Origin of the sequence: Hymenobacter sp. YC55 (assembly GCF_029433095.1) — a bacterium.
GTDB lineage: Bacteria > Bacteroidota > Bacteroidia > Cytophagales > Hymenobacteraceae > Hymenobacter.
Genome location: NZ_JARNTX010000001.1, coordinates 440,614 through 465,066 on the forward strand (window position 1 = coordinate 440,614; position 24,453 = coordinate 465,066).

The 24,453-nt window shown below is 55.5% G+C and carries 15 protein-coding genes; 9 read left to right on the forward strand and 6 right to left on the reverse strand.

Features of this window, described 5'->3' with window-relative positions:
• Nucleotides 1-45 precede the first annotated feature (45 nt).
• The 5 genes from P1X16_RS01945 to lgt all read left to right on the forward strand — a co-directional run bounded on the left by P1X16_RS01945 (nt 46) and on the right by lgt (nt 5,542).
• Nucleotides 46-1,230: a metallophosphoesterase gene (locus P1X16_RS01945; RefSeq protein WP_277225885.1), complete on the forward strand. Its 1,185-nt coding sequence runs from the start codon at nt 46-48 to the stop codon at nt 1,228-1,230.
• A gap of 118 nt (nt 1,231-1,348) precedes the next feature.
• Nucleotides 1,349-3,289 (forward strand): NAD(+) synthase, encoded by a 1,941-nt coding sequence (gene nadE, locus P1X16_RS01950; RefSeq protein ID WP_277225887.1) that lies wholly within the window; start codon nt 1,349-1,351, stop codon nt 3,287-3,289.
• A 238-nt stretch (nt 3,290-3,527) separates the two neighbouring features.
• Nucleotides 3,528-4,124: a sigma-70 family RNA polymerase sigma factor gene (locus P1X16_RS01955; protein WP_277225889.1), complete on the forward strand. Its 597-nt coding sequence runs from the start codon at nt 3,528-3,530 to the stop codon at nt 4,122-4,124.
• A complete protein-coding gene (locus tag P1X16_RS01960; RefSeq protein WP_277225890.1) occupies nt 4,117-4,422 on the forward strand; it encodes a hypothetical protein in 306 nt (101 codons plus the stop codon). Before P1X16_RS01955 ends, P1X16_RS01960 begins: the two co-directional genes overlap by 8 nt.
• A gap of 115 nt (nt 4,423-4,537) precedes the next feature.
• On the forward strand, nt 4,538-5,542 hold the full coding sequence (lgt, locus tag P1X16_RS01965) for a prolipoprotein diacylglyceryl transferase (protein ID WP_277225891.1): 1,005 nt from the start codon (nt 4,538-4,540) through the stop codon (nt 5,540-5,542).
• 119 nt (nt 5,543-5,661) lie between these two features.
• Here lgt and P1X16_RS01970 read toward each other — a convergent pair whose 3' ends face one another.
• A complete protein-coding gene (locus P1X16_RS01970) occupies nt 5,662-6,561 on the reverse strand; it encodes a hypothetical protein (RefSeq protein ID WP_277225893.1) in 900 nt (299 codons plus the stop codon).
• 194 nt (nt 6,562-6,755) lie between these two features.
• The gene (yidD, locus tag P1X16_RS01975; protein WP_245122216.1) at nt 6,756-6,977 is read right to left on the reverse strand and encodes a membrane protein insertion efficiency factor YidD; all 222 of its coding nucleotides are present in this window, start codon (nt 6,975-6,977) and stop codon (nt 6,756-6,758) included.
• A gap of 204 nt (nt 6,978-7,181) precedes the next feature.
• On the opposite strand from yidD, the gene P1X16_RS01980 reads away from it, so the two are divergent.
• From P1X16_RS01980 to P1X16_RS01995, 4 genes are all read left to right on the forward strand, one after another.
• Entirely contained in the window at nt 7,182-9,491 is a 2,310-nt protein-coding gene (locus P1X16_RS01980) for a S46 family peptidase (protein WP_277225894.1), read from the forward strand.
• A 183-nt stretch (nt 9,492-9,674) separates the two neighbouring features.
• Nucleotides 9,675-10,523 carry a hypothetical protein gene (locus P1X16_RS01985; protein WP_277225896.1) on the forward strand — a complete coding sequence of 283 codons (849 nt, stop codon included), beginning with the start codon at nt 9,675-9,677 and terminating at the stop codon, nt 10,521-10,523.
• Nucleotides 10,524-10,588: 65 nt separating this feature from the next.
• Nucleotides 10,589-12,667, forward strand: a complete 2,079-nt coding sequence (locus P1X16_RS01990; RefSeq protein WP_277225897.1) for a helix-hairpin-helix domain-containing protein — start codon at nt 10,589-10,591, stop codon at nt 12,665-12,667.
• Nucleotides 12,668-13,032: 365 nt separating this feature from the next.
• A complete protein-coding gene (locus P1X16_RS01995) occupies nt 13,033-14,769 on the forward strand; it encodes a T9SS type A sorting domain-containing protein (RefSeq protein WP_277225899.1) in 1,737 nt (578 codons plus the stop codon).
• A 254-nt stretch (nt 14,770-15,023) separates the two neighbouring features.
• On the opposite strand, the gene P1X16_RS02000 is transcribed toward P1X16_RS01995, so the two are convergent.
• From P1X16_RS02000 to P1X16_RS02015, 4 genes are all read right to left on the reverse strand, one after another.
• Nucleotides 15,024-18,599 (reverse strand): reprolysin-like metallopeptidase, encoded by a 3,576-nt coding sequence (locus tag P1X16_RS02000; RefSeq protein WP_277225901.1) that lies wholly within the window; start codon nt 18,597-18,599, stop codon nt 15,024-15,026.
• A 516-nt stretch (nt 18,600-19,115) separates the two neighbouring features.
• Nucleotides 19,116-20,219 (reverse strand): SDR family oxidoreductase, encoded by a 1,104-nt coding sequence (locus P1X16_RS02005; protein ID WP_277225903.1) that lies wholly within the window; start codon nt 20,217-20,219, stop codon nt 19,116-19,118.
• Between the two features lie 206 nt (nt 20,220-20,425).
• Nucleotides 20,426-22,390 (reverse strand): DUF3857 domain-containing protein, encoded by a 1,965-nt coding sequence (locus tag P1X16_RS02010; protein ID WP_277225904.1) that lies wholly within the window; start codon nt 22,388-22,390, stop codon nt 20,426-20,428.
• Nucleotides 22,387-24,438 (reverse strand): DUF3857 domain-containing protein, encoded by a 2,052-nt coding sequence (locus P1X16_RS02015; RefSeq protein WP_277225905.1) that lies wholly within the window; start codon nt 24,436-24,438, stop codon nt 22,387-22,389. The genes P1X16_RS02010 and P1X16_RS02015 overlap by 4 nt, the downstream gene beginning before the upstream one ends.
• Nucleotides 24,439-24,453: the final 15 nt, after the last annotated feature.

The window sequence follows — 24,453 nt, forward strand, 5'->3', positions numbered from 1 at the left end:
GCTACTCCCGGCGGGTTATGAAAACTAGTCTGGAGTTAGCTGTTTATGGTAAAGAAGATAGTACTCGGGGTGCTGCTGCTGGTTGTCTTATACTTTGCCGGCGGTATCGGGCTGCTTGCTTTAGGCAAAATCAATCGATTATATTTCCTTCCTGGTTGGTCTATTAAAGGACCACATAGCGTGAGTGACTTCTCGGGTGTCGCTGCGGATGGCCCGTTGGTTGTCAGTGAGGGCGGACGGCTTATCAGCAAGCGCATCGTGCCAAGCGGCAACAGCTTGCTTGTGCAGACCGATACGCTACGGCCCGACGGTCGGGACACGCTGACATGTTTTGTGCAGGAGACAAAGCGGGAGTTTCGCGTGCCCTTGCGGAGAACTCCGGATTCATTGGCTGTTGAAGCAACTGAATATCCCGCGCCAGCGAAATGGCTGGCCCTTTCCGACATCGAGGGTAATTTCAAAGGGTTCGAATCCTTGTTACGCGGGGCCGGCGTAGTAGATCAGCACCTGGCTTGGCAGTTCGGGAAGGGGCATTTGGTACTTGTGGGCGACTTTTTCGACCGGGGGCTAAATGTGACGGAGTGCCTCTGGCTAATTTACAAGCTGGAACAAGAGGCAAAGCAAGCTGGCGGTAAAGTGCATTTCATTCTAGGCAACCACGAACGGATGAACTTGACGGGCCACTACAAGTATGTGCGCCGCAAATACCGCGCAAATGCAGATACCCTAGGTATTCCCTACGAAAACTGGTACGACCGCAGTACCGTGCTTGGGCAGTGGTTGCGTACCAAAAACGTGGTGGAGCGCATTGGGGGCGTGTTGTTTGTGCATGGTGGCATCAGCCCGGCGGTTGCCACTCAACGTCTTTCGCTAAACCGCCTCAACGCGCTGGCTCGCGCCAGTATTGATACGCCCGTAGCACAATTGTCTGCGCAGGAAAGGCAAGCAACGCAGCCACCTAGTAGCCCAGATTGGTATCGGGGGCTGGTTTTTGAAGAGGCCGAAGAAGCAGAAGTAGCACAAATACTAGCAGCTTATTCAGCTAGCACCATGGTGGTTGGGCACACGCCCGTAGAGCGCATAAAGCCGCTTTATCACGGAAAAGTTATTGCCATCGACCTGCCGCATCAGGAGCTTACTGATAAAGGCCAGCCACTCCACGCGCTGTTGATGGAGAACGGTAAGCTCCGTGTCCTAGATAGCCAAGGGCGAAGCAGCGCGGTGCAGTAACAAAGCAGAACCAGGGTGACTAATGCAGCTACGACGAGAATAGATAACCGACGTCGACAACCTGTATCGGGCATTTCGAGTTATTTGCAAGGTAAATGCTCATCCTTAAGCTCTCTTTATGCGAATTGCCGGCGCTGCCCTCAACCAGATACCGTTTGACTGGACCCATAACTTGCGCGTGATCCGCGAGGCCATCGAGCAAGCTAAAGCGGCCGGGGTGGAATTGCTCTGCCTGCCGGAGTTGTGCTTGACAGGCTACGGTTGTGAAGACCTGTTTCTGAGTGGTTGGCTGCCGGAGCAAGCACTGGTTCATCTGCAGCAAGTACGGCCCTGGACCGAAGGCATCTGCGTAGTAGTGGGGTTGCCGGTACGTTTGCAACATCGCACCTATAACACGGCTGCTGTATTGCGCGACGGGCAGATTCTGGGCTTTGCGGCCAAGCAGTTTCTGGCCAACGACGGTGTGCATTACGAGCCGCGTTTTTTCCACCCGTGGCCTGCAGGCGAAACCACTACCGTGACCTGGGAGGGAGAGGAGTGGACCTTAGGCGACATGATTTTCGAGCACCAGGGCGTAAAGTTTGGGTTTGAGATCTGCGAGGATGCGTGGCGGCCCGACAACATACGACCCGCCTGCCGGCTGCAAGGCCGGGTGGATTTGATTGTGAATCCATCGGCTTCGCACTTCGCCATGAGCAAGACCGACCTGCGTTACCAGCTGGTGCTACGAGCCTCCCGCAACTTCAACTGCACCTACCTCTACGCCAACTTGCTCGGCAACGAGGCCGGCCGCATCACCTACGACGGCGAAATCTTGGTGGCCCGCAATGGCCATCTGTTGCAGCGCAACCAGCTTATGAGCTTCAAGGAGGTGGATCTAGAATATGCGGACGTTGACTTTACGGTGCCGCTCGAACCAGTTGCACTCGACGCCATCGACCCGCTGCCTGCCCCTGACGAATACCGTGAGCTAAACCAAGCGCTGAGTTTGGCTTTATTTGACTACATGCGCAAGGCCCGTAGCCGCGGCTTCGTGCTAAGTTTAAGCGGCGGCGCTGATTCGTGCCTGTGTGCCGTGTCGGTGGCTGAAATGGTGCGGTTGGGTACCACCGAACTTGGTACAGCAGAGTTTATGCGGCGCAGTGGCTGCTTTACCGCCGAGGAAATTGAAGCAATAGCTGGCCCGGTGGCCCCTGCCCCCGACCAAAGCATGCCCGGTCCGAAAGATGCCTCCCTGACGGACCCCGATCAGCAGCAGAGAGCAATCAACAAGCAACTCACTCGCCGCTTGCTTACCTGCGCCTATCAAGGCACCGTCAATTCCTCCGACGATACGTTCAACTCAGCGAAGGAACTAGCCGACTCGATAGGAGCGGTGTTTTACAACTGGGAAATCGACCAGGAGGTGACAGGCTACGTGGGCAAAATTCAGCACGCGCTGAACCGGGAGCTAAGCTGGAAAACCGATGATCTGGCGCTGCAAAATATTCAGGCGCGGGTGCGTGCTCCGGCTATTTGGCTCCTGGCCAACGTGCAGAACTGCTTGCTCATTACTACTTCCAACCGCTCGGAAGCCTCTGTGGGCTACTGCACCATGGATGGCGACACGGCCGGCAGCATCTCGCCCATTGGTGGCGTCGACAAGGATTTTGTGAAGAAATGGCTGGTGTGGGCCCAAACCGAACTCGGATACCCCGCCTTGAGCCACGTAAACAACCTGCAACCTACCGCCGAGCTGCGCCCGCTCGAAGAAAAACAAACCGACGAGCGGGACCTGATGCCGTACGTTTTGCTCAACCGCATCGAGCGGCTGGCGTTCTACAACCGGCTTAGCCCGCAGCAAGTCCTGGCTACGCTCATGCAAGAAGAGTCAGCTACAGACCCGGAGCTACTGAAAACCTACGTCAAGCGCTTCTACAGCCTCTGGAGCCGCAACCAGTGGAAGCGCGAACGGTACGCCCCTAGCTTCCACCTCGACGACTACAACGTGGACCCTCGTTCGTGGCTGCGCTTCCCCATTTTGAGCGGCGGCTACACCGAAGAATTAAGTAAGCTGTAGTTGCTTAGTAGCTTCTGGCTGGGCTCTAAAAGAAAAAATTTACACTTTATCTGCTTAAAAATTAAGATGTTGCGTAAAAATTAGGAGAGTGGGCGCAAGTTTTGCGAGCTAAATTGGCCTAAGCAGGCATAACCTCAATAGTCGCGGGAAAGGCCAGGCGCTGAGCAGGTGTCGTTTCTATCCTTTAGTTTTCGCTTCACTGGTGTATACACTTCCGCTGCCTACTGCTTCCTGCGTCGTGCCTGCTGCGCAATGCCTTGCTGCTTCCGCCGATGCCGAACTGGTAGCCCAATTGCAACAGGGCAGTGAGGCTGCGTTTCGCACTTTAGTAGAGCGGTACCAGAATCGTATATACCGCACAGTACTAGCGCTGCTACGGTCGCCGGAAGAGGCGGAAGACGCAGCGCAGGAAGTGTTTGTGGAAGTGTACCAAACCATTGGCAAGTTTCGGGGCGAAGCGGCGCTAAGTACTTGGCTCTACCGGTTGGCTACCTCGCGGGCCCTGAAACACCAGCAGCGGGCTCAAGCCAAAAAGCGCTTTGCCTATTTCACCAGCCTACTGGGCTTCGACAACAACGTGCTACACGAGCCGATTGATCATGTGCACCCGCAGGCGCAACTAGAGGGGCAGCAGCAGTTGGCGCTTTTACTCGCGCACATTGCTCGACTGCCCAGCCAGCAACAAGTGGCTTTTACGCTCCGTCACGAACAGGAATTAAGCTATGAAGAAATAGCAGCTGTTCTTAACACCACTGTGCCGGCAGTGGAATCCCTGTTGTTTCGTGCCCGCAAAACCCTTCGTACCCACCTTATTCTTCCCTTGCGTCATGTCTGATCCTGCCACTCGCCCTACTGCCGATGAAGAATGGGAGAATCTGCTGCATCAATGGCGAACCCGACAACCTGCCCAGCCTCAGCCGTACTTTTATAGCCGGGTACGCGCCCGGCTCGTTGGCGAGGCAGCCACGGAGCGCCGATTGTTGCATACTTGGCTGCGCTGGCCTAGCTATGCCCTCATGCTAGGTTTACTGCTCATGCTTAGCGGCGATGGCGACGTACTGCGCGCTGCTAAGCCCGCCAACCAATACCAACTTTATCCTGGCGGCCAGAAAGCACCTCTACCCGCTCGCTGAGTGGTTTCCTGCCAGTTCGTGCTGCTTCTGCCTAGTATCTGAGTGGAAAAGCGGTTTGCAAGGTCGCAAACCGAATGTCTAAGTACCTTTGCCTCCTCTTCATCTTTTCGCAACCATGCTTTCCTTCCTCGCCTACATTACCTGGAACACGGACCCCATTCTGGCTAAACTAGGGCCGCTGACGCTCCGCTGGTACGGGCTGCTGTTTATGTCGGGCTTCGTGTTCGGCACGTTCATCCTCTCGCATATCTACAAGTCGGAGCGGACTTCGCCACGTTGGGTGGATGTGATTACCATCTACATGCTGGCCGGTACCATCCTGGGCGCGCGGCTAGGGCACGTACTGTTTTACGACCCTGATTATTATCTGACTTCCGAGCACTTCTTGGAGATATTTAAAATCTGGGAAGGCGGACTAGCCAGCCACGGCGCTACGCTCGGCATTTTGCTGGCCTGCTGGCTGTTTGCTCGCAACAATAAGTTTGATTACCTGTGGGTGCTCGACCGTATTGTGATTGTGGTAGCGCTAGGTGGGGCCATGATTCGCCTGGGCAACTTGATGAATTCGGAAATAGTAGGTGAGCCAACGGACAAGCCCTGGGCCTTTGTTTTTGTGCGCGACACTGACCATTTGCAGCCTGCCGTGCGGCCCCTGCCGCCCGGTGCTGTGCAGGTAGCCGCACAACCTGCCATCCGCCCCGACGGCACCCAAACCTACCGCATGCTCCCTGAAGGTACGCCCGTTGCCCCCGATTCGCCGATGGCGGTGCCGCGCCACCCCACCCAGATCTACGAGGCTGCCTTCTGTATCTTTCTGCTAGTGCTGCTTTACAGTATGTGGAACCGCACCAAGGACCGTACGCCCCGCGGGTTGCTGTTCGGGCTGTTTGTGGTACTGCTGTTCACGCAACGTTTCTTAGGTGAATTCCTGAAGGAAAACCAGGAAGGCTTCGAAGACAAACTGCCACTTAATATGGGCCAGATCTTAAGCTTGCCGCTGATTCTGGTGGGTTTGTGGGTGCTGTTACGGGCTGGCAAAGACCCTAAGAACCCATATGGCTATGCTCCGCGGGACTTAGGCGAAGAGGAAACCAACGACAAAAAGGCCATCAAAGTGTAACGCTCTATTTCCCTTCAAGCGCTGGCTAAATAATCGAGTACGTAAATACGCCTAATAAGAAAAGCCGCCCTCTGCTTAGCAGGGGGCGGCTTTTCTAGTATTGCTTATTCTATAAAAGGCTACAACTGGTAACGGTAGAGTGCGCCTTGTTCGGTACTGATGAGTAGAGTGCTGTTGTCGAGAAACAAGATGCCCTCTGTTTGACCGGCACCTTTCAAAGAAACGGTTTTGGGGGTGGCTTTCAGCGCACTTTCTAAGTCGGTGCCATCATACAGATACAGGGCCTGTTGGCCTACCAAGGCCAAATGCTGGCCATCAGGACTCAGGTCGGCGCCGGTAACTTCGCCGGCAATAGGAAGCTTGGTGAGCAACTGCGCCGTTTGGGTGCCCGGCTGATCGGTTAGCGTATATACTTTGCTGGTACTGCGCTGGGCGCGGTCCTTGGTGAACAAGTAGATTTTGCCAGCGTGCCAAAGCGAGGCCTCGCAGTCGAAGTTGCGCTCCTCTTTGGGTGGAGGGAAGGCTTTTTGGTCGGCGTAGCGGAAGCTGATTTTACCGACTTTATCGGGTTGGTCGGGATTGACGCGGTAAATGGCCAAGTCTTGGCGCGAGTTGTTGTTGTTGCCTGCATCGGCGACGTAGATGGTGCCTTTGCCATCGTCGGCGAGGCTTTCCCAATCGATGTTTGGTACCGGAAGTTCGCGCTGGCCTAGCAACTCGCCTTTCTCATTGATGAGGTAAAGGACGGGGGTTGTGCCGGCGTCGCCGTGGGTGAAGAACGTGCCGGGCCGGTTGCCGTGCGCTAGCCCCGAGCTTTCAGGTACGCCACCTTGCAGCTCACCCACAGGTTGTAACCCCGCCGCTACTTCCTTGTCACCTTTCTTGTCCTTCTTTTTGCCTTTTTTCTTTTCAGATTTAGGTGAGTCAGCCGACTCCTTGGCAGTATCACTCTGGGCCTGTGAACAAGCGGAGCCGAGTAGGGCAATGAGGCTGAGGGCAAGCAGGGATATTCTGGACATCAAGTAGGGGTAAAAAACAGAAGTGAAAATGACGGTTGGCTTTTACGTTCCAACAGTAGCAACGCAGCCTAGTACGTAAAACAAGGTGCAAAGTGATAATCCAACCCTCAATTGCTACCACAAACAAGCGTAGCAGGGCATCTCCACCGTAGGTGAAACTTCCCAATCCGGTTCTGCTACCGGCTATTTCTGCGCTACGGAACTGGGTCGTAGCCGTGGCCGCCCCACGGGTGGCAGCGGCTTATACGGCGCAAAGCCAACCGACCGCCTCGCCACGGGCCATATTTCTGGATGGCCTGCACGGCATACGCAGAGCAAGTGGGCGTGTAGCGGCAACTGGCGGGAGTAAGCGGCGAAATTAAGTACCGGTACACCCACAGCAGCCCTAGCAGCAACTGACGAACTAGATACGACATCAACACAAAGAACTGCAAACGGCGCAGAATAATTGCGGCCGCTATATCTAAGCAACTCATGGGCGGGTGCAGGAAGCGTGTAACATACGTTCCTGCATTGCTACAGCATATTGTCGTGTCTGATAATAGGCCGCGACTCTTTCGTAAATTAGCCGTCCGAATCCAATGGTTATCTTACTTTATTCTTCTTTTTCTCTTCTACTCATGCGAAAAAACAATTGGGCAAAAGTTTTGCTCCTAACGCTGTTGCTACCCTTTACGGCACGCGCTGACGAGGGCATGTGGCTGCCGCTCTTCGTGAAACGGCTCAACCAAGCCGACATGCAGAAAAAAGGCCTCAAGCTGACGGCCGAAGAAATATACAGCGTCAACAGCTCCAGTCTGAAAGATGCTGTGGTGCAGCTTGGCGGTTTTTGCACCGGCGAGTTTGTGAGCAGCCAGGGGTTGATGCTGACCAACCACCACTGCGGATACGATGCGCTGCAAACCCACAGTACCCCGCAAAACAACATTCTGCAAAACGGCTTTTTCGCGGCCACCCGCGCCGAAGAAAAAACCAACCCCGGCTTGTTCGTAGACATTCTGGTGCGGATGGAAGACGTAACCAGCAAGGTGTTGGAAGGCGTTACGCCCACCACACCCGAGCAGGAGCGTGTGGCTATTGTGCAGCAGCACCAAAAGGAAATGGCCGATGCCGCCAAAGAAAGTGGCCGGTACGTGGCCTACGTGCGCGACATGTTCGGCGGCAACGAGTACTACTTATTCGTGTATCAGCGCTTCGGTGATGTGCGTCTAGTAGGGGCGCCACCAGAAGCCGTGGGCAAGTTCGGTGGTGACACCGACAACTGGATGTGGCCCCGCCACACCGGCGACTTCTCGATGTTCCGGGTGTACGCCGATAAAGACAACAAACCCACCGCTACCCCACAAGCCGACAACGTACCCTACGTGCCCAAAAAGCACTTGCCCGTGAGCTTACAAGGCGTGAGCGAAGGCGACTTCGCCATGGTATTTGGCTTTCCCGGCCGCACCCAACGCTTTTTGCCCGCTGCTGGTCTCCAACTAACGCTCGACCAAAGCAACCCCGCGCGCATCAAGCTGCGCGATACACGCCTTAAGCTGTGGAAAGAAGACATGGAACAGGATCCAGCACTGCGCCTGAAATATGCTTCTAAATACGCCAGCATTGCCAATTACTGGAAGTACTACATCGGCCAGAACGAAGGCATGAAGCGCTTGAAAACCGTGGATACCAAGAAAGCAGAAGAAGCTTCCCTCGACCAGTGGGTACGGGCCGACCAAAGTCGCGTTCAGCAGTATGGCGAAGCGCTTCCCACGATCAACCAAGCGTATGCCGGGCTGCGCGAGTACAACCTGAGCGCCAACTACGTGAACGAAGCCGCTTTCGGAACGGAAATCGTGACGCTGGCCTCTCGGATGATGCCGCTTTATATGACTCTCAAAACCACGCCAACCGACAAGGCCGCTATTCAGAAAGCAGTAGACGGCCTGAAGGAACCAGTGGCCGATTACTTCAAGGACTACAGCCCTTCAACCGACAAGAAAGTCTTTACCGCCCTAATGACCCTCTACGGCAAGGATGTACCTCAGGCGCAATTGCCCGACGTATTCCAGACTGTGCAAAAGGAGTATAGCGGCTCGTGGGCGAAATATGCCGACTTCGTATTCACCAATTCCTTCCTCACATCGGAGGCTAAGGTGAATGCCTTCTTGGCGAATCCTACCCTGGCGAAGCTCGAAGCCGACCCTGGCTTCAAGACCTTCAATTCGGTATACGTGAACTATACGCAGAACATTCTGCCGAAAATGCAGACGCTGCAAGCGGGCCTCACCCGTGCCAACCGTCTCTACGTAGCTGCGTTGCGCGAGAAGAACAGCCAGAAAGTGTATTCGCCCGACGCTAACTCCACGCTCCGGCTCAGCTACGGCACTGTGCGCCCCTACAAAGGCCGCGACGCCGTGCGCTACGACTACAAAACCACAGCTCAAGGCATTCTGGAAAAAGAAGATCCTACCAACGAGGAGTTTGTAGTGCCCAAGAAAGAGCTGGAACTGCTCAAGCAGAAAGATTACGGCCGCTTCGCTGACAAGGATGGCAACCTGCCCGTAGCCTTCATCACTGACAACGACATTACGGGCGGCAACTCCGGTTCGCCCGTCATTAACGGCCGCGGCGAACTAATCGGCCTTGCTTTCGACGGCAACTGGGAAGCCATGACCGGCGACCTCGCCTACGACCCCGAGTTGAAGCGCTGCATCAACGCCGATATCCGCTACGTGCTCTGGTGCATTGAGAAGCTCGGCGGCGCCCGGCACATTGTCGATGAAATGACGATCGTCAACAATGGCCCTAACCCCGGTGTAGGCCCATCCGCAACCGCCTCGGCCGATGCTCTGAGCGACGTGGAAAAGATGAAAGTAAAGACCGAAGACGGTCAGAAAACCAAAGTCAAAAAGAAGAAAGGTAAGGAAACCACAGCAGCTGGCATGTAAGCTTACTGCTCCTGTGGGAGTTCAAGGCAAAAGCCCTAGTACCACCATGGTGCTAGGGCTTTTTTAGTGAAACACTGGATGCTCTCAGCACTCGATTTTCAATGAATTAATAAAAGAGAAAGCACAAGCTTTACTGTCTCTCAATCTAATTTTACTATTATTGAAGATTGTATACACTTGCTTATGAGACAACTCTATCTTATTGTAGTTATTTTATTTCTATTATCAATTACCGCCTACGGGCAAGGTAGTGGTCCTGGTACACGCGGCGCGCGAGCAGCCGGACTTGCCAACGCCTCCGTGACATTGAGTGACGTGTGGGCAGTTGGTAACAATGTAGCGGGCCTTGGGCAGCTAACTGGGCCAGAGGTGGGTGTGTATGCCGAAAACCGTTACCTGCTAAGCGCGCTGAACACAGTGGCTGTGGCGGCGGCCATGCCCCTGGGCACGGTCGAAAACGAGAAAGCCAAAAATGGTGTGGTGGGCGTGGAGGTGCAGCGCTTTGGCGGCAAGCTGTACAGCGAACAGCGAGTTGGGGCAGGCTATGGCTACCGCGGCGGACTGGTAAGTATTGGGGCCCGTGTAGATATGCTGCAGCTTAGCATTGAGGGCTTAGGTAGCAAGCAGGCAGTAGCTGTATCGTTGGGAGGGCAGGCGGAACTGGTACCCAAACGGCTGGTATTTGGCGCGTATCTCTACAACCTCAACCAAGCCAAGCTGGCGGATTATCAGCAAGAACGGGTGCCAACCGTGCTGAAGGCCGGGCTTTCGTATCACCCCACCGACAAGGTGCTGCTTAACATCGAGACCGAGAAAGATGTGGAACAGGACGCTGATTTCAAGGCAGGCTTGGAATACCGCATCATTGAAAAGCTGGCGCTGCGTGCAGGTTTCCGAACCCTCACCGAGGAAACTACGGGCGGCATCGGATTCCAGGCCGGTGCGCTCCAAATCGACTATGCGGCGGCTTGGCATGCCACCTTGGGCTTGAGCCAGCATGTGGGGGTAGGCTTTGTCTTCGCGAAGAAGTGATGCCGTACACGCTATTAGATTGCAAGTGGTTTTCTGGAGCGAAGCGCTGTGTAGGTGTACTATGCGTGTTGCTGGCAGCGGCCCTACCCACTAAGGCGCAGGAATACGTGCGCCCTCCCGCCGACTTGGATCGGCTGACGCAGGAGTTGTTTGCCGAAATACAGAGCGACCAAGTGCCGTACGAGGACCTCTACGAAACGCTGCTGCAGTATTACCAAACGCCCCTCAACCTCAATACAGCCACCCGAGAAGAGCTACGGGGCCTGTTGCTGCTCTCCGAAAATCAGATTACCAGCCTGCTCGATTACCGCCAGCAGCGCGGAGCGCTTCTCACGCTGTATGAGCTACAGGTAGTGCCGAGCTTTGATGTGCGTACCATTTACCGCGTAGCTCCCTTCGTGACAGCACAAACACAAGGAGCCAACAACGCTTTGCGTGGCCCTTTCTGGCAGCGCGTACTTAAGGAAGACAACAATGCGCTATTTGTCCGTTACGAACGGGTGTTGCAAGACCGAAAGGGCTACGCTTTAGCGCCGCTTGATAGCCTCGGCCACGGACCCACGCGCTATCTAGGGTCGCCCGACAAACTGCTCGTGCGTTACCGCGTCAGTCATACCAAAGATTTCAGCTTCGGTCTCACAGCCGAGAAGGATGCGGGCGAGCAACTGGTCTGGAACCCCAATACCCGCCGCTACGGGGCCGACTTTCTGTCAGGACATTTGGTGCTGCAAGAACGAGGACGGTTGAAAACGCTGGCCGTGGGAGACTACCAATTGCAATTCGGGCAGGGGCTGCTGCTGTCGTCGGGCTTGCAGGTAGGGAAGGGGGCCGAAACCATTACCACCTTACGGCGCAGCTCGGTGGGGGTGCGGCCGTATTCATCGGTGTTGGAGAGTACTTTCTTTCGGGGAGCAGCGGCCACGTACAGCTTGGCACCAACGGTGCGGGCTACAGCTTTTGTGTCGCGCAAGCGGGTTGATGCCAACGTGCAGTTCGCCGCCGATTCGCTGGCCGAGTTCGATGAATATTCTTCGGGCTTTTTGCTGACAGGTTTCCACCGTACCCCAAACGAGCTAGCGAATCGACAGGCCTTACGCGAAACGGTAGCAGGCGGCAACCTCAGCTACAATAGCCGCAGCAGCAACCTCGCCGCAGGCCTTACGGCCGTCGATACTCATTTCGACAAAGCCATTCAGCGCCGCCCCGAACTCTACAATCAGTACGAATTTCGGGGCCAGCATAACTTGGCTCTGAGTGGCCATTATAGCTATGTGCGCGGCAACGTGCTGCTCTTCGGCGAAACAGCACGCAGTAGTTCCGGCGGGTTCGGAACTGTGAACGGAGTACTAGCTAGTGTTGCCCCTACCATCGATGTATCGGCCCTGATGCGGCACTATGGCCGTAATTTTCACACCCTCTACGGCAATGCCCTCAGCGAAAACACCCGCAACATCAACGAGTCGGGCTTGTACCTGGGAATAAAGCTACGGCCCATAGCTCGGTGGGAAGTATCGGCTTATTACGATCAATTCTGGTTTCCGTGGCTGAAATATCAGGTGGGTGCTCCTTCGCGTGGACACGACTGGCTGGTACGCCTAACGTATGCGCCCACCAAAACCAGCTTGCTCTACGCCCAAGTACGCACCCGCGAGAAGGAGTACGATGCCGACGGTAACCGGCCGCTGCCGCTGCTAGTGCCCACCGTGCGCCGCAGTTTGCTTCTCTACTACGATGCCAACCCCACCACAACGCTAGGGTTGCGCACCCGGGTACAAGGCACCCGCTATCGGGAAAACCAGGGTGCTTGGCGCAGCGGCTACGTGCTGGCGCAAGATGTGAGTGTGGGAGTAGGGCGTCGTTTGCGCCTAACGGCCCGGTATGCCCTCTTCGACACCGACGATTATGATACCCGGCAGTATGTTTTCGAGCAGGACGTGCTGTACGCCTTCTCTGTACCTGCGCTTTCTGGACAAGGCACCCGCATCTACGGCCTAGCCGAAATTAGTTGTACCCGCAACCTCACGCTCTGGCTACGCCTGGCCGAAACTTCTTACCGGCATCAGTCCACAGTGGGTTCTGGCTTAGAGCAAATAGAAGGTTCCCGCCGTACCGAGTTCAAGGTGCAAGCACGTTACCGGTTCTAATTGTCGTTGGTTCGTTGTGTAGTGGCAGGAAGTGCGCTTTCTCGGCATTGCTCTGCACACTGTGGTTGCACTTGCCTTTACGTGTGCGGCTTATTTATCTCCCTGGGAATACTTGCTGAAGGTATACGGAGGACGGTCTCTAACTAGCCTTATCTGTGTGCTTCCGGTAAGCAAAATGCTAGTAGTCTGTGCTTTAAAAGTTAGACTAGGTCAACACTGTATCTTATTTTGGTTTACCTGAGCCGTAGAGCACTTGTATCGATTGTCGAGGTGAAGAATTTATAGATTATATTGGCCTATTGCGGGTCGATGCACCATATCACAGTGATTAGGCTCTGGTCTTTCCACATCTTTCTTGCCCTTGAATGAAAACACGTATACAAGCCTGTAGTGCAGTCTTTCGGTATCTTGTAGTCGTACTATTTGGAGCAGCCCTAACCACTGGCTCGGCGTCAGCACAAGTAAACAACTACACGTTTACACCAGTAGCGGGCACATTCACCCCTCTGACTGGAGCCACGGCCTTACCCGTGCTGCAAGAAGACGATGCTTTATCGCCTGCCATTCCTATCGGGTTTTCCTTTACTTACGATGCCACTGTGTTTACACAGTTGCAGGCATCTTCCAATGGCTTCATAACCTTCAACACAGCCAATTTAGAAGCCGGACAGTCCAACAATCTTACTACAGCCTCGGCTTTACGTCCGCTGCTTGCACCTCTCTGGGACGATCTGAGCGGGCAGGGTGGCACGGCTTCGTACGCTACTACTGGTACGGCTCCTAACCGGGTTTTTACATTTGAATGGCGCAATTTCCTATGGGATTATGATGCCACCTCGCCCAGCGTATCGTTTCAAGTCAAACTCTACGAAGGCTCCAATAACATCGAATATATTTATCGTCCGGAAGGCGGGGCACTGAATGCTGCCTCAGCTTCCATTGGTCTAGGAGGAACAGGTTCTGGAGCGGGTAGCTACCTGGCTCTCAACAACGCCTCGGCTACTCCTACTGCCAGCTCCACTGCCGATCCGCGCAACATTGCTACCGTACCGGTTTCCGGACAGATATACCGGTTTGTGCCACCGGCCGTTATTTGCGGCACCCCCCGCAATGTTGTGGTAAGTTCTATTAGTAATACTTCCGCAACCGTCAGCTTTGTGGGTGGGTTAGGCAACAACAGCTACACGGTTACTTATACTCCAATGGGTGGTATGGCTACCACTGTTACCCCGGCACCTACTAGTTCGCCTTTTGTTGTTACGGGCCTAACGCCTGGTACAGCCCATACGCTTACGATACAGCCCGTTTGTGCTAGCGGTACATTGGGTAACATACTAACTGCCACCTTCACTACCAGCGCCGTAGCAGCTCCCGCCAACGACGACCCATGTGCTGCGGTGGTACTACCAGCGCCGTCAAGCGGGGCAACTCCGGTTAGTGCTACCAACGTGGGTGCTACTACTACCATAACCAGCGTGGCTGGCGGCTACACAAACCCTCCGCCCATGGGATGCGGCGTAGCTGTTAATCCCAAGGATGTGTGGTTCCGTTTCACTACCAATGCCACGGGGGCAGGTAGCACCAGCGTAGGTATTGTTACTACGGGTAGCGCGGCGGGTTCAGTCCGGGTGTTTTCGGCTACATCATGCTCTGCCGGCTTCCGGCAAGTGGCGTGCAAAGGCGGCGAAACCAACAACTCACCTGCTGGCTCTCTGAATGCCACCGGCCTCACACCTAACACGGTGTATTACATTGCGGTAGCACCGTACGCTACTTCCGACGTGCAAGGCCCATTTACTATCGGCTTAAGTAGCACGGTGCTAGGTACCCAACAGCAGCTTGCCAAAGGTGAAGTAACGGTGTTCCCTAACCCTACTAGTACGGGTCAGCTAACTGTACGTGTGAGCGGTGCCAATACTTTAACTGCAGCACAGGCTACGTTGCTTAATACGCTAGGACAAACCGTGGCCGAGCGTACGCTCGCCGTTCGGGGAGGCGCGGCCGAGCAGTCGTTTACTACCACTGCACTAGCCAAGGGCATTTACATGCTCCGTCTGCAAGCTGGTAAACAGACTGTAGTGCGGAAAGTAGTAGTGGATTAACCTCTACTATATTTTTGTTCTTCAACAGCAACGCCAGCACCTAGTAGGTGCTGCCGTTGCTGTTTTTAACAGCCGCCTAACTTCGAGTTCAAACAGGTTATGGAAAGTAAGCTGAAGCAAAACGGAAATGGCTTATAGAAGCCAGGGGTTCCGGCCTTGAGGACTTTCTGTGGGCAACTTTGTTGCTCGTTGTAAAAAAAGAGGTGGCTCCCACTCGGGAGCCACCTCTTTTTCCGGTTACTGACTTAGCTTGTTTATTGCTTTAGCAGCTTCACTACAGCAGTACCCTCTGGCATGTCTAAGTGGAGTTGGTACATCCCGGTGCTGAGCTTGCCTAGGTCGAGAGCGTGTTGCAGCGGAGCGTTGGTTTTGTTGAGCACAGTCCGCTCGACGGTGCGCCCAAGGGCATCGGTGACGCGCAAGGTGATGGGGCCGCGTTGCGCGTTGTCGATATTCACTTGGAACAAGCCCGTACTTGGGTTCGGGAACACCTGTACACCGCGCAGCAAGGCTGCATCCTTGTTGCCAAGCACCGTTATGGTAACGCAGCTCTCGTTGGAATAGGCGGAAACTCCTGTTGCGTTAACAGCCCGGATGCGGTAGCAATACCTTGTGCCGATGGCGCCACTGATTTGCGTGCTGGTGAAGGTTGTGTTGGCGGGCACAGTAGCTAGGAGTTGATACGTCGTACTGTTCGGGCCCGCCTGCTCGATCTGATAGCTGGTCTCGTTGTTGGCATTATCCAGCCACACCAAGTTAACATTGGTTGCGGTGTTGGTTCCGCCGTTGAGAAGTGCGGTCAACGCGGTTGGAACAGCTGGCAGCTCGCCTATCGTGCACAGTTCCAGGCTCCAACCCGTGAGCGTACCGCCATTGCCAGGCGTGTTGTCGGTTACAGTCAGGGTCCAGTTGCCATTGGCCGGGTCATTCAGCAATTCAGCAAACGAACTGGCCGGCCGGTACGTGGCACCATCCGTGCGAGGGCAGGTAAGGGCCGTTCCGGCAGCATCGCTCAAGTTCAGGTTGAGGTTAGCCGTACCCGGGCAGACATTGGCAAGCAGTACCACCGTACGGCCCGCGGGGTTGGTAAGCGAAACGGTAAGTTCCCCTACGTTGGGGTGCGTGATAGCAAGGTTGCGGATGCGGATGTCGCCTACTCGCTCCACATTCTGCACATTTATCACCGACCTGACAGTGTTGGCAGTAGCCGCCGCAATAGTTACGGGTACTTGCGTAGCCGCAGTAGTGGCACAGGTTAGGGCGCCTACTTCAAATGCAGTAGCCGCCGAGTACGGAGCAGTACCGCACGTGTTGACTCCGCGCACACGCCAGTAATAGGTGGTGCCCGGCGTCAGATTCAGCGAAGGAGGCGTGTCGCTGGTCCTGACGATACCAGCTTGTGTAAGAAGTACCGTTGTGAAAGCGGCATCGGTTGCAACCTGTAGTTCATAAGCAACGGCATCGGGCACTACGTTCCAAGTGAAGCGTGGCCGTGGTCCTGCTCGGGTTCCGGCCACCGGGCTAATCGGTACGGCAGTTGCGGTGGCAACAGGCAGTGCCCTAAAAGAAAATTGCTGCGTCTGGCTTTCCGCTCCGCTCGTGCCCGTGAAGGAAATAGAGTACAAGCCAGCTAGAACGGTGCTGGTAGAAGTTATAGTCGCCTGCACGGTGGAGCCTACCGTGGCGTTGCTATTGTCGAAGCTCACCGTAACACCCGCCGGCAGATTGCTGGCCGACAAGGCAACCGTGCCAGTGAAACCCTGAATAGCCCCGACGGTAACGGGAACCGTTAGGGAACTACCAACGCAGAACGATGGCAACTGGGTGGCGGCCGGGCTTAGGAAGAAGGTGGGCGTGCCGCTGTTGCGAATAGTGAAATTCTGGTTGGAAAGATCGAAGAAGATATTGCCCGAAGCCTGCACCTTGATACGGGCCGTGGTAGTGGCGGCCACCGAGGTAGGCACTGTCACATTCTCGAATCCATCATTGGGCGTATTGGCCAGCAGCACCGTCGGGAAGGTGAGGCCACCGTCCGTGGAAAGCAGAATATCTACGTTGGCCGCGTTGATGGGCGCCGCAGTGGTATTGGCTACATCCCAGGCAACTTGCTGCGGCGCGCCCACCTGCCACGAGGCCGTAGCAACGTTTGGCACGGTTACCAAGAAAGGACCAGCCGCTCCCGACACTACCACGTTTATCGAATCGTAATCAACACCGCCGCCAGTAGCCCGGTTATCGCGCGCGACTAAGCGGAAAATCAAGCGGCGCGAGTAAGAGGGTAGAATCTCGCCAATGGTCGAAGTGTTGGCCAGTAGGTCGGAGAGGCGCGGAAACGTGCGGGTTGGGCTAGCTACCGGCGCGAAAACCCGGAAGATTGGGGCGTCGCCGACTGGCGCGGTAGGGGCTCCTGCTGCCCCAAGATTGAACTGCTCCCAGGAGTAGGTCAGAGCATCGTTATCAGCATCAGTAGCCGAGCCGGTGAGTGTGAAAGGAGTGCCAATCGGAATTCGGTAGTTAGCACCAGCATTCACAACGGGCGCATTGTTGCCGGTAGCCGTATTCACACTGCAGTTTCCAGCGCCATTTACATACGCAATGATCTGGTCGTAGCTCCGGCTATGAAAATAAGGGTCGCTATTGGGTTGCGTGTTCTGCGGAGAGCAGATACCAGCGTAGGCCATGATGGTAGTGCCGCTGCCGGGCTCGTAAGCTGAATTATCCGAACGGTTTCTACCGGCGCAACTGCCCGTGCTGCCATTGAAGGTATGATCTCCCCCAAACTGGTGCCCCATTTCGTGCGCCACATAGTCGATATCGAATGCGTCGCCGGTGGGGTTGGGCAGGCCAGTGGAACCTGTTGCTTTCTGGGTGGGGCTGCAAACCACCCCTAAGCCTGCTATACCGCCATCGGCAGTGTTGAAGATGTGGCCTATATCGTAGTTAGCCGTGCCAATGAGGCTATCCACCACCACTTGGTTTCGGGCTAGGGTGGCACTGTTACTTAGGTTGCTGTAGCGGTCTGTAAGAGGATCAAGAAAAATGAGCGTGTCGGTTCGAGGAACGAGTACCAAGCGGATAGCTAATTCTCTCTCATATACCCCGCTTACCCGGTTCACCGACGCTACAATGGCCGCCAAGGCACCTGCTTTGGTGCCGCCTTTGGTGGTGGCATATTCGCCGGTGCAAGCCATGGCTAGCCGGTAGGTGCGCAGGGTAGCCCCATTGGGGAGGCGCCCGGCCGTAGGGGCAGGAAGCAAGGGGGCCGAACCAGTGGCAGTACACGCCCAGCTTTGGGTGTTCTGGTTCATGCTGCTTCTATTGAACACCAAGTGCTGTACGGTATTGCCATCAGCCGCCGGATCTATAAATACAGTACGGCTAGCTCCTTGAATCATGGCGTGAAACCCAGCCGGCGACACATCTATCCGCACACTAGCCGTAGCATCGTCGAGGCTTTGGCCCACGTACGTTTTAATCATTGGGTAGCGAGCCGCAAGCTGCGGGTCCATCACGCGTACCTGCGCCATCCGATAACGCTCGGAAGAGCCATTGGGCAGCGGCAAAGAGATTACTGTAGTGGAATTGCGCAGCCTAGCTTCAGGAGGAGCGTCTGCTAGGGCGGCTCGCATAGCAGGCAACTGCACATTCACGGCGCGGTACTGGCTTAGCGCCTGCGTAGTGGCCCGAGCAGCCGTTGGCAACGGCTCACTCGCGTTGGCCCACAGCACCCGTTGCGCAGTAGCCGCCAACGGAGTACCAGCCGCCAACAGCAGAGTTCCGAGAAGAGCCTTCTGCCAAGCACGCCGTGAGAAAGTAAAAGCTAATGGCATAGAAAAAAGAAAAGGTGGCGAAGTGAAGAAGCGTAGTCCTATTGTATGAATCTAAGTTACTGTTTTTCGACTGCCATTCTGCGAAAGTAAGCTGGAGATTAACCAGAGAAATAACACGGTAACTCTTGCTTAAAAGCAACTCCTGAGAAACTGCACGGCCTGCTTTATCGGCGAAACCAACGCTAGTTTGAACAGCAAACGAAAGCAGTGTATCCAACAATACAGCAATCAGCTATAGATAGAGAGTACGCGAGCAAGGATGCTTGAACAGCCCGACCTTGCGACTTTCACACTCGCTGAATTGTTGAACTATGTGTCAGAGGAGGATTTCGATAGCAGGCTTACAGCTAGCAAGTACAGCGCCCGGCTTACCACCTAAGCCGGGCGCTGTACTTGCTAGCTGTAAGCTCTGCTATTTATGGCAGGAACGCAGCACTATGCTGCACATTTCACAGCCCAAAAGCAGGTCCACTGTTTCAAATGGCAAGCTTATTCCTGCCATTGATTTTCACAGAACTACAGTTGAAACTTGCCGTAGTACTTCGTTGACTGAATAGTATCGGGAGGCAAGACGCCGCGGTACGTATGGCCGGATGCTTTTCCATTAAACTTTCTGCCCGACGACTTGCCTAGCCAAGCCGCTAATACCACACCGGCGCCTACCACTGCAGCTGCCGTTACGGCGGGGTGCAAAACAGCAGTGGTATACAGACTGGTTTCACGGGTGTGGCCGTCGTAGTTGCCGCGCGCCTCTAATTTGCCGGTAGGGCCATCGAGGCCGTTATTTTCAAATGAGCCAGCTGGGTATTCAGCCTGTTCCTGCTTCACAAACACGTTTTCCATAAACTTGTCGAGCAGGCGGGGTACCCAGTGGTTCATTGTTTCCATCATCTTACCGCCGCCACCTACTGTTATTTCGCGCGTTGGCGTTTCGGCAGCGTGCAGGATGGCCCGGGCTACCGTTTCGGGGGCGTAGGCGGGCGGCGCATGCTTGGCTTCGCGCTCCATAAAGTTCTTGGCGTGTAGGGGGTAGGGCGTATCAATAGCGGCTGGCTTGATGAGCGTAACCGAAATGGGGGCCTCGTCTAGCTCCAACTCCATACGCAAACCATCCGTGAAGCCTTTCACGGCGTGCTTGCTGGCGCTGTAGATGCTCTGCAGTATAGCAGTGGTTTCCGACAAGATGCTGCCCACGTTGATGATGGTACCGCCCCGTTGCTTGAGGTGCTTTGCAGCCTCCAACGACCCATAGATCAATCCCCAGACGTTGGTTTCAAACAGCTTGCGCATGTCTTCAATGGGCACTTCCTCCAGCTTGCCATAAATAGAGACGCCGGCATTGTTAACCCACGTGTCGAAACCGCCGAATTGCTCCTGGGCCACTTGTGCGATGCGTTGTACTTCCTCTTGGCTGCTTACGTCGGCCACCACGTAGGTGGCTTGCCCGCCGTCTTCTTGTATTTCGCTGGTGAGTTGTTGGAGTGCTTCCTCGCTGCGGGCCGCCAATACTAGCTTGGCGCCTTTCTTGGCCGCCATACGTGCCGTAACTAACCCAATGCCCGACGAGGCACCGGTAATAACAACAACTTGTTGAGGGAGCTTTTTCAGGTTGACTTTCATAGATTGTAGGTAGGATGAGTTCAGTAAGGGAGTACGATGAACGCTGGGCTTTGGTACAACAAGACCTTGTCATTACTCCTGCTATTCTTGTGCTCCAATTCACTTTATCGAAGAGCTTAACCAGAGCAGGTCACTGGTGAGCATAAGAAAAGCCCTTTAGAAAATTTTCTAAAGGGCTTCGCAACTAGATTAGATGGTTGATACTTCTAAGCGTCGGTCTTCACGAGCACCACTTGCGCTTTATCGGCCGTGCTGATGCGGCGGCGGAAATCTTGGTACGCCGGATACTCCGAGCGGGCAAACCGGGTGCGAGGCACCAAGAGCCGGCGCACGTATAGCAGCGTCCCATCGGGAAGTGCCTGCACTTGGCTGGAATAGGTGCCAAAAGCTGTGCTAAGTTGCACAGGAGCCGGCAAACTCTCGGGCTTGAAACCGGCAGGCACGTGAATGCGCACCGTATCGGCGTAGCTGAAGGGGTTCTCAAGCCAAATGGCAGTCCGTCGCTCCCCCACACTCGGAGGTAGTGCATTCCAGCGGCTGAGCAGGTTCGGGGTCAGGAAAGCGCGCTTGCCCGATACGTTTGCCCAGTTTGGCAGGGCCAGCCCCAATGTCTCCGTCAGAGTTGGTACGTAGCCGCGCTTGTCGGCCGCATACGTCAGCTTGCTGATGGTGAAGTTGGCCAGCGGCAGGTGTTCGGCCAGCACTTTCTTTTGATCTACCCCATTCAAGGCATTCGCCAGCGCGGCGTAGTTGTCTTGCTCGAGGCCAGTGCGGCGCGTTCGGATAGTGGCGGTGGCGCTGCCCTTTTCATCTACATACACGTCGGCGAGCCGTTCGCGCCGGTTATCGGAAGCGCCGTAGCGGGGCGTGCGCACCAGCTTCCCACCTTGCGGCGTTACCAGCAGCGCATGGCGGTTGCCGGTGAAACTGCTCATGTAGCCGAAGGCATTGGTTTGGCTAGTGCATTCCAACCAAACAGTGTCGCGCTTGGCGGTTTTTTGCAAGGGTACGCACAGCACTACGTGATTGAACTGCTGGCTCGGAAACTCGGTACGAATATCTTCCTCGTCGGCCCGCACCAATGCACAGTACGCCGTAACGCCGGCAGCTTTCAACAAGGCTTGGCAATAGTTGGTAAGCGCTTTGCAGTCGCCGTAGCCGTTGGCGGCCACGCTAGAAGCCGGAAACGTCTGCCAGCCCCCAATACCCAGCTGCACCGACACATACCGCGTATTACCCTGCAGCCACTCGTACACTTTCTTGATGCGCGCTCGCTCGTCGGTTTCGCCCTGTACCAATGTTGCTATTTTGGCTTGTAAGGCGGCCGGCAATTCATCACGCCCCGTGTTCAACTGGTAGTTCCACAGGCCCAGCGTTTGCCAGGACGTGAGCGTACCTAAGTGGCCCTGCACCTCGAATTGGCTAGGCGCGGTAAATACCACGGGCGTCGTCTCGGACACGGGCGGACCATCGGGTTCGTCTTCCACGGCGGGCAAGTTCTGTACCCGCCACTCGTAGGCTTGCAAACCGCCGGCCTGCGTGCTGCGTGCTACGGCGGTGCCGGTAGGCAGGTCCCGCTCCAGGTAGCGCAGCGGCAGTTCGGTGGGCGTCAGCACCCGAAACACGGCTTGCTCTACGGCCACCTGCTCGGTGGGTTGGGGCCGCCAAGTGGAGTAGAAAAGGGTGTTAGTGGAATTGATTTCGTGCTCGAATTCCACGGTGTACGGATACTGCGGCTGGCGCAGGTCAGCCGTGCGGCCGCGCCCATCATTGGCCAAACTGAAACCATCGGACAAAGAAATATCCTTGATATCCGAAGCTTTGAGCGTGCGCAGCAAACGGCCATCGGCATCGTACACAAAGCCGCGGAAGAACCCCACCGTATTTAACTGGTCGTAGTACACCACTTCGGTGGCAAACCGGGAGCCTGCTTCATCGAAAACAGTAACGGCACGGTGCTCGGTCCCGATGGTCCGCCCCGCTGATTTCACCAACAAGGTTTCTTCGGATAGCCGCACCACAGCGTGTGCATTTTCGCGCAAAGCAGCGGGGATGTCGGCTACCGGGTACTTAGGGGGAGAACCAGCCAGCACGGTGCTGGCCATCAGGCTCGCGCCTAGAAACACGCCAAGCCGGTGGCCGGGCTTACGGGAAAGCAAAAAGCAACTCATGATTTCTTTTTCAACACAATTTGCTCGGTCTGCTTGGCGACTACCAGCCGGTAGAATTCGCGCAAACTGGCGTATTCCTCGGCCGAGTACACCGGCCGACTCAGATTGAGGCGGCTCATAATCTGGATGGTAGAGCCTGAAGGCTGCGCTTGAAACAGGAACCGACCACCGTCGCCGGGCAGCGCAATAGAAGCTGCTTTTGGCAATTCTTCTACTTCGTAGCCAGCGGGCAGCGTGAGCGTCATCACCAGGGTCTCGTCTGTTGCAAAGCCAAAGTCCACCGGAAACTTGCGGTCTTCGTGCACAAACGGGTTGCGGGCATTGCCGAAGTGCTGTAAAGGTTTGAGATAGAGCATGCCGGCGGGCGCATCACCGCCAGCAGCCGTTAGCTCGTAGTCCAAGGTTAGGGGCTTGTCGAGAGCATCGCGCTGGCTGAACTGATACTTGCTCAGGTTCCAGCCTTCGCGGCCGTGCAGCAATTCTTCCACAAACTTCTTCTCGCCCTTCTCGGTGAGCCGGGTGCGTTGGTGCAAGCCTGCGTAGCCGCCGTGCTCACTGTGCACCTTGCCGGTGTAGCCGCCTTTGTCGTCCAGCGTAAGCTGAATTTGCTGATACTCGGTAAGGCGCTGTTGGGGCACCAAACTCACCCAGCGCGACTCGGCGGCTTTCGGCATAATGAGGCGGCCCGTGCCGTTGAGGCAGCGTGTGGGTAGCATACCGCACGGAAGCAGTTCCTCGGTAGCGTCAATCAGCAACTCCTTGTTTTCGGGCAGTGCCACGTGCGCTACCACGTAGTTGAAGCGGGAAAGCAATGGCATAAACTCCTGGTTGACCATGCCGTGGCTGCGGGTGCTCAGCAGCACTGGGTTGGCCTGGAAGCCTGCCTCACGCAACGCGGCTATCAGCAGCAGGTTTACATCGGCGGCCGTGCCGCGGTGCTGGTCGTAGGCCTTGCGGATGGTGCTGGTGCTATGGAACCGGTCGTTGCCGTCGTATTTCACGGCTTTGCGCACCAAGGCATGAATGGCCGCTATTCGCGCTGCCGGCTCTTTTTCCTTGGCCAGCAGCGGCGTAAGCTGCTCTTTCAAAAAGCCGCCCCGCTTGAGTTGCATCCCAAAGTTTTCGTCGGTCAACAAATCTTCGTTGATTTTCTCCCAGCTATCGGCTACCGCCCGATACGGCTGCCCTTCCCAGCGGACCCCGGCCAATTCGAAGTCGATGCGCGAGAGGTAGTTCCGGGAGGTGGTCATGAAAGGTTCATCCCGAAATGCTGGCACATCTTTCGTCGCCCAACGGTGCGTTTTCAGCGGTATGTTGTGGGTGTTGCTACTGCCGGCAACACGCTGTGTATTGAAGCCTCCGCCGACATAGCCGCCACTCTCACGCACGGTTACTTGCATGGAACCATCTGAGTGCTCGACTACCGAGGGCGACACGTAGCCTTGCATCAGCATCTTGTAATCGAAATACGTCGGAATAGAGGCCCGATACTCGCTCCACCGCACCGGGATAGTGTGCTGAAACTGCCAGTCCTGAAAATTAAAGGTGAAATCGGACAGAACCGTGTAGGAATACTCGATAACCGAGCCCACACGCACGTTGGGCAGCGTAAACTTGCGCACCGTGATGTTGGAACTAGCTTCCTCGCGGAAGATGGTAGCGTCGAACTTCTCTTTCGCTACTTCCTTGTTCACCATGTTGTAGGTAAAGCCCTTTACGTTTGTGAGCTTTTCTTCTTGGCTGTTCTGGTGGTAGAGCGGCACCTCTACCGTAGCCCGGTCGTACCCTGCTTTGCTTAAAATTTTGATGCGCGTAACCCGGTCGAATACCACTCGAAAATCTCCGTCCACGTACTCGAAGCGGGAGCGACCATAGTCACAAAGCACGACGGCTTCGGCCGCACTGTCGGCCACAAAGTTTTCAGAATTGAAGTCTTCGAGATTGGGCTTTCCGAACTTGATAGGATCTGCTTGGCCTAGTGCCGGCAGCGTGGCTACGCTGCCAAGCGCGAGCAGCAGCGCAAGGCGGTAGGATACAATTTCTTTCATATAATAAATAGTGAG

What these genes read in the sequence shown, in the direction of transcription:
- P1X16_RS01970 (WP_277225893.1), bottom strand. Translation starts at nt 6,561, where the DNA reads ATGTCCAGAATATCCCTGCTTGCCCTCAGCCTCATTGCCCTACTCGGC.
- P1X16_RS01960 (WP_277225890.1), top strand. Translation starts at nt 4,117, where the DNA reads ATGTCTGATCCTGCCACTCGCCCTACTGCCGATGAAGAATGGGAGAAT.
- nadE (WP_277225887.1), top strand. Translation starts at nt 1,349, where the DNA reads ATGCGAATTGCCGGCGCTGCCCTCAACCAGATACCGTTTGACTGGACC.
- P1X16_RS02010 (WP_277225904.1), bottom strand. Translation starts at nt 22,390, where the DNA reads ATGAGTTGCTTTTTGCTTTCCCGTAAGCCCGGCCACCGGCTTGGCGTG.
- yidD (WP_245122216.1), bottom strand. Translation starts at nt 6,977, where the DNA reads ATGTCGTATCTAGTTCGTCAGTTGCTGCTAGGGCTGCTGTGGGTGTAC.
- P1X16_RS01985 (WP_277225896.1), top strand. Translation starts at nt 9,675, where the DNA reads ATGAGACAACTCTATCTTATTGTAGTTATTTTATTTCTATTATCAATT.
- P1X16_RS02005 (WP_277225903.1), bottom strand. Translation starts at nt 20,219, where the DNA reads ATGAAAGTCAACCTGAAAAAGCTCCCTCAACAAGTTGTTGTTATTACC.
- P1X16_RS01995 (WP_277225899.1), top strand. Translation starts at nt 13,033, where the DNA reads ATGAAAACACGTATACAAGCCTGTAGTGCAGTCTTTCGGTATCTTGTA.
- P1X16_RS01945 (WP_277225885.1), top strand. Translation starts at nt 46, where the DNA reads ATGGTAAAGAAGATAGTACTCGGGGTGCTGCTGCTGGTTGTCTTATAC.
- P1X16_RS01980 (WP_277225894.1), top strand. Translation starts at nt 7,182, where the DNA reads ATGCGAAAAAACAATTGGGCAAAAGTTTTGCTCCTAACGCTGTTGCTA.
- P1X16_RS02015 (WP_277225905.1), bottom strand. Translation starts at nt 24,438, where the DNA reads ATGAAAGAAATTGTATCCTACCGCCTTGCGCTGCTGCTCGCGCTTGGC.
- P1X16_RS02000 (WP_277225901.1), bottom strand. Translation starts at nt 18,599, where the DNA reads ATGCCATTAGCTTTTACTTTCTCACGGCGTGCTTGGCAGAAGGCTCTT.
- lgt (WP_277225891.1), top strand. Translation starts at nt 4,538, where the DNA reads ATGCTTTCCTTCCTCGCCTACATTACCTGGAACACGGACCCCATTCTG.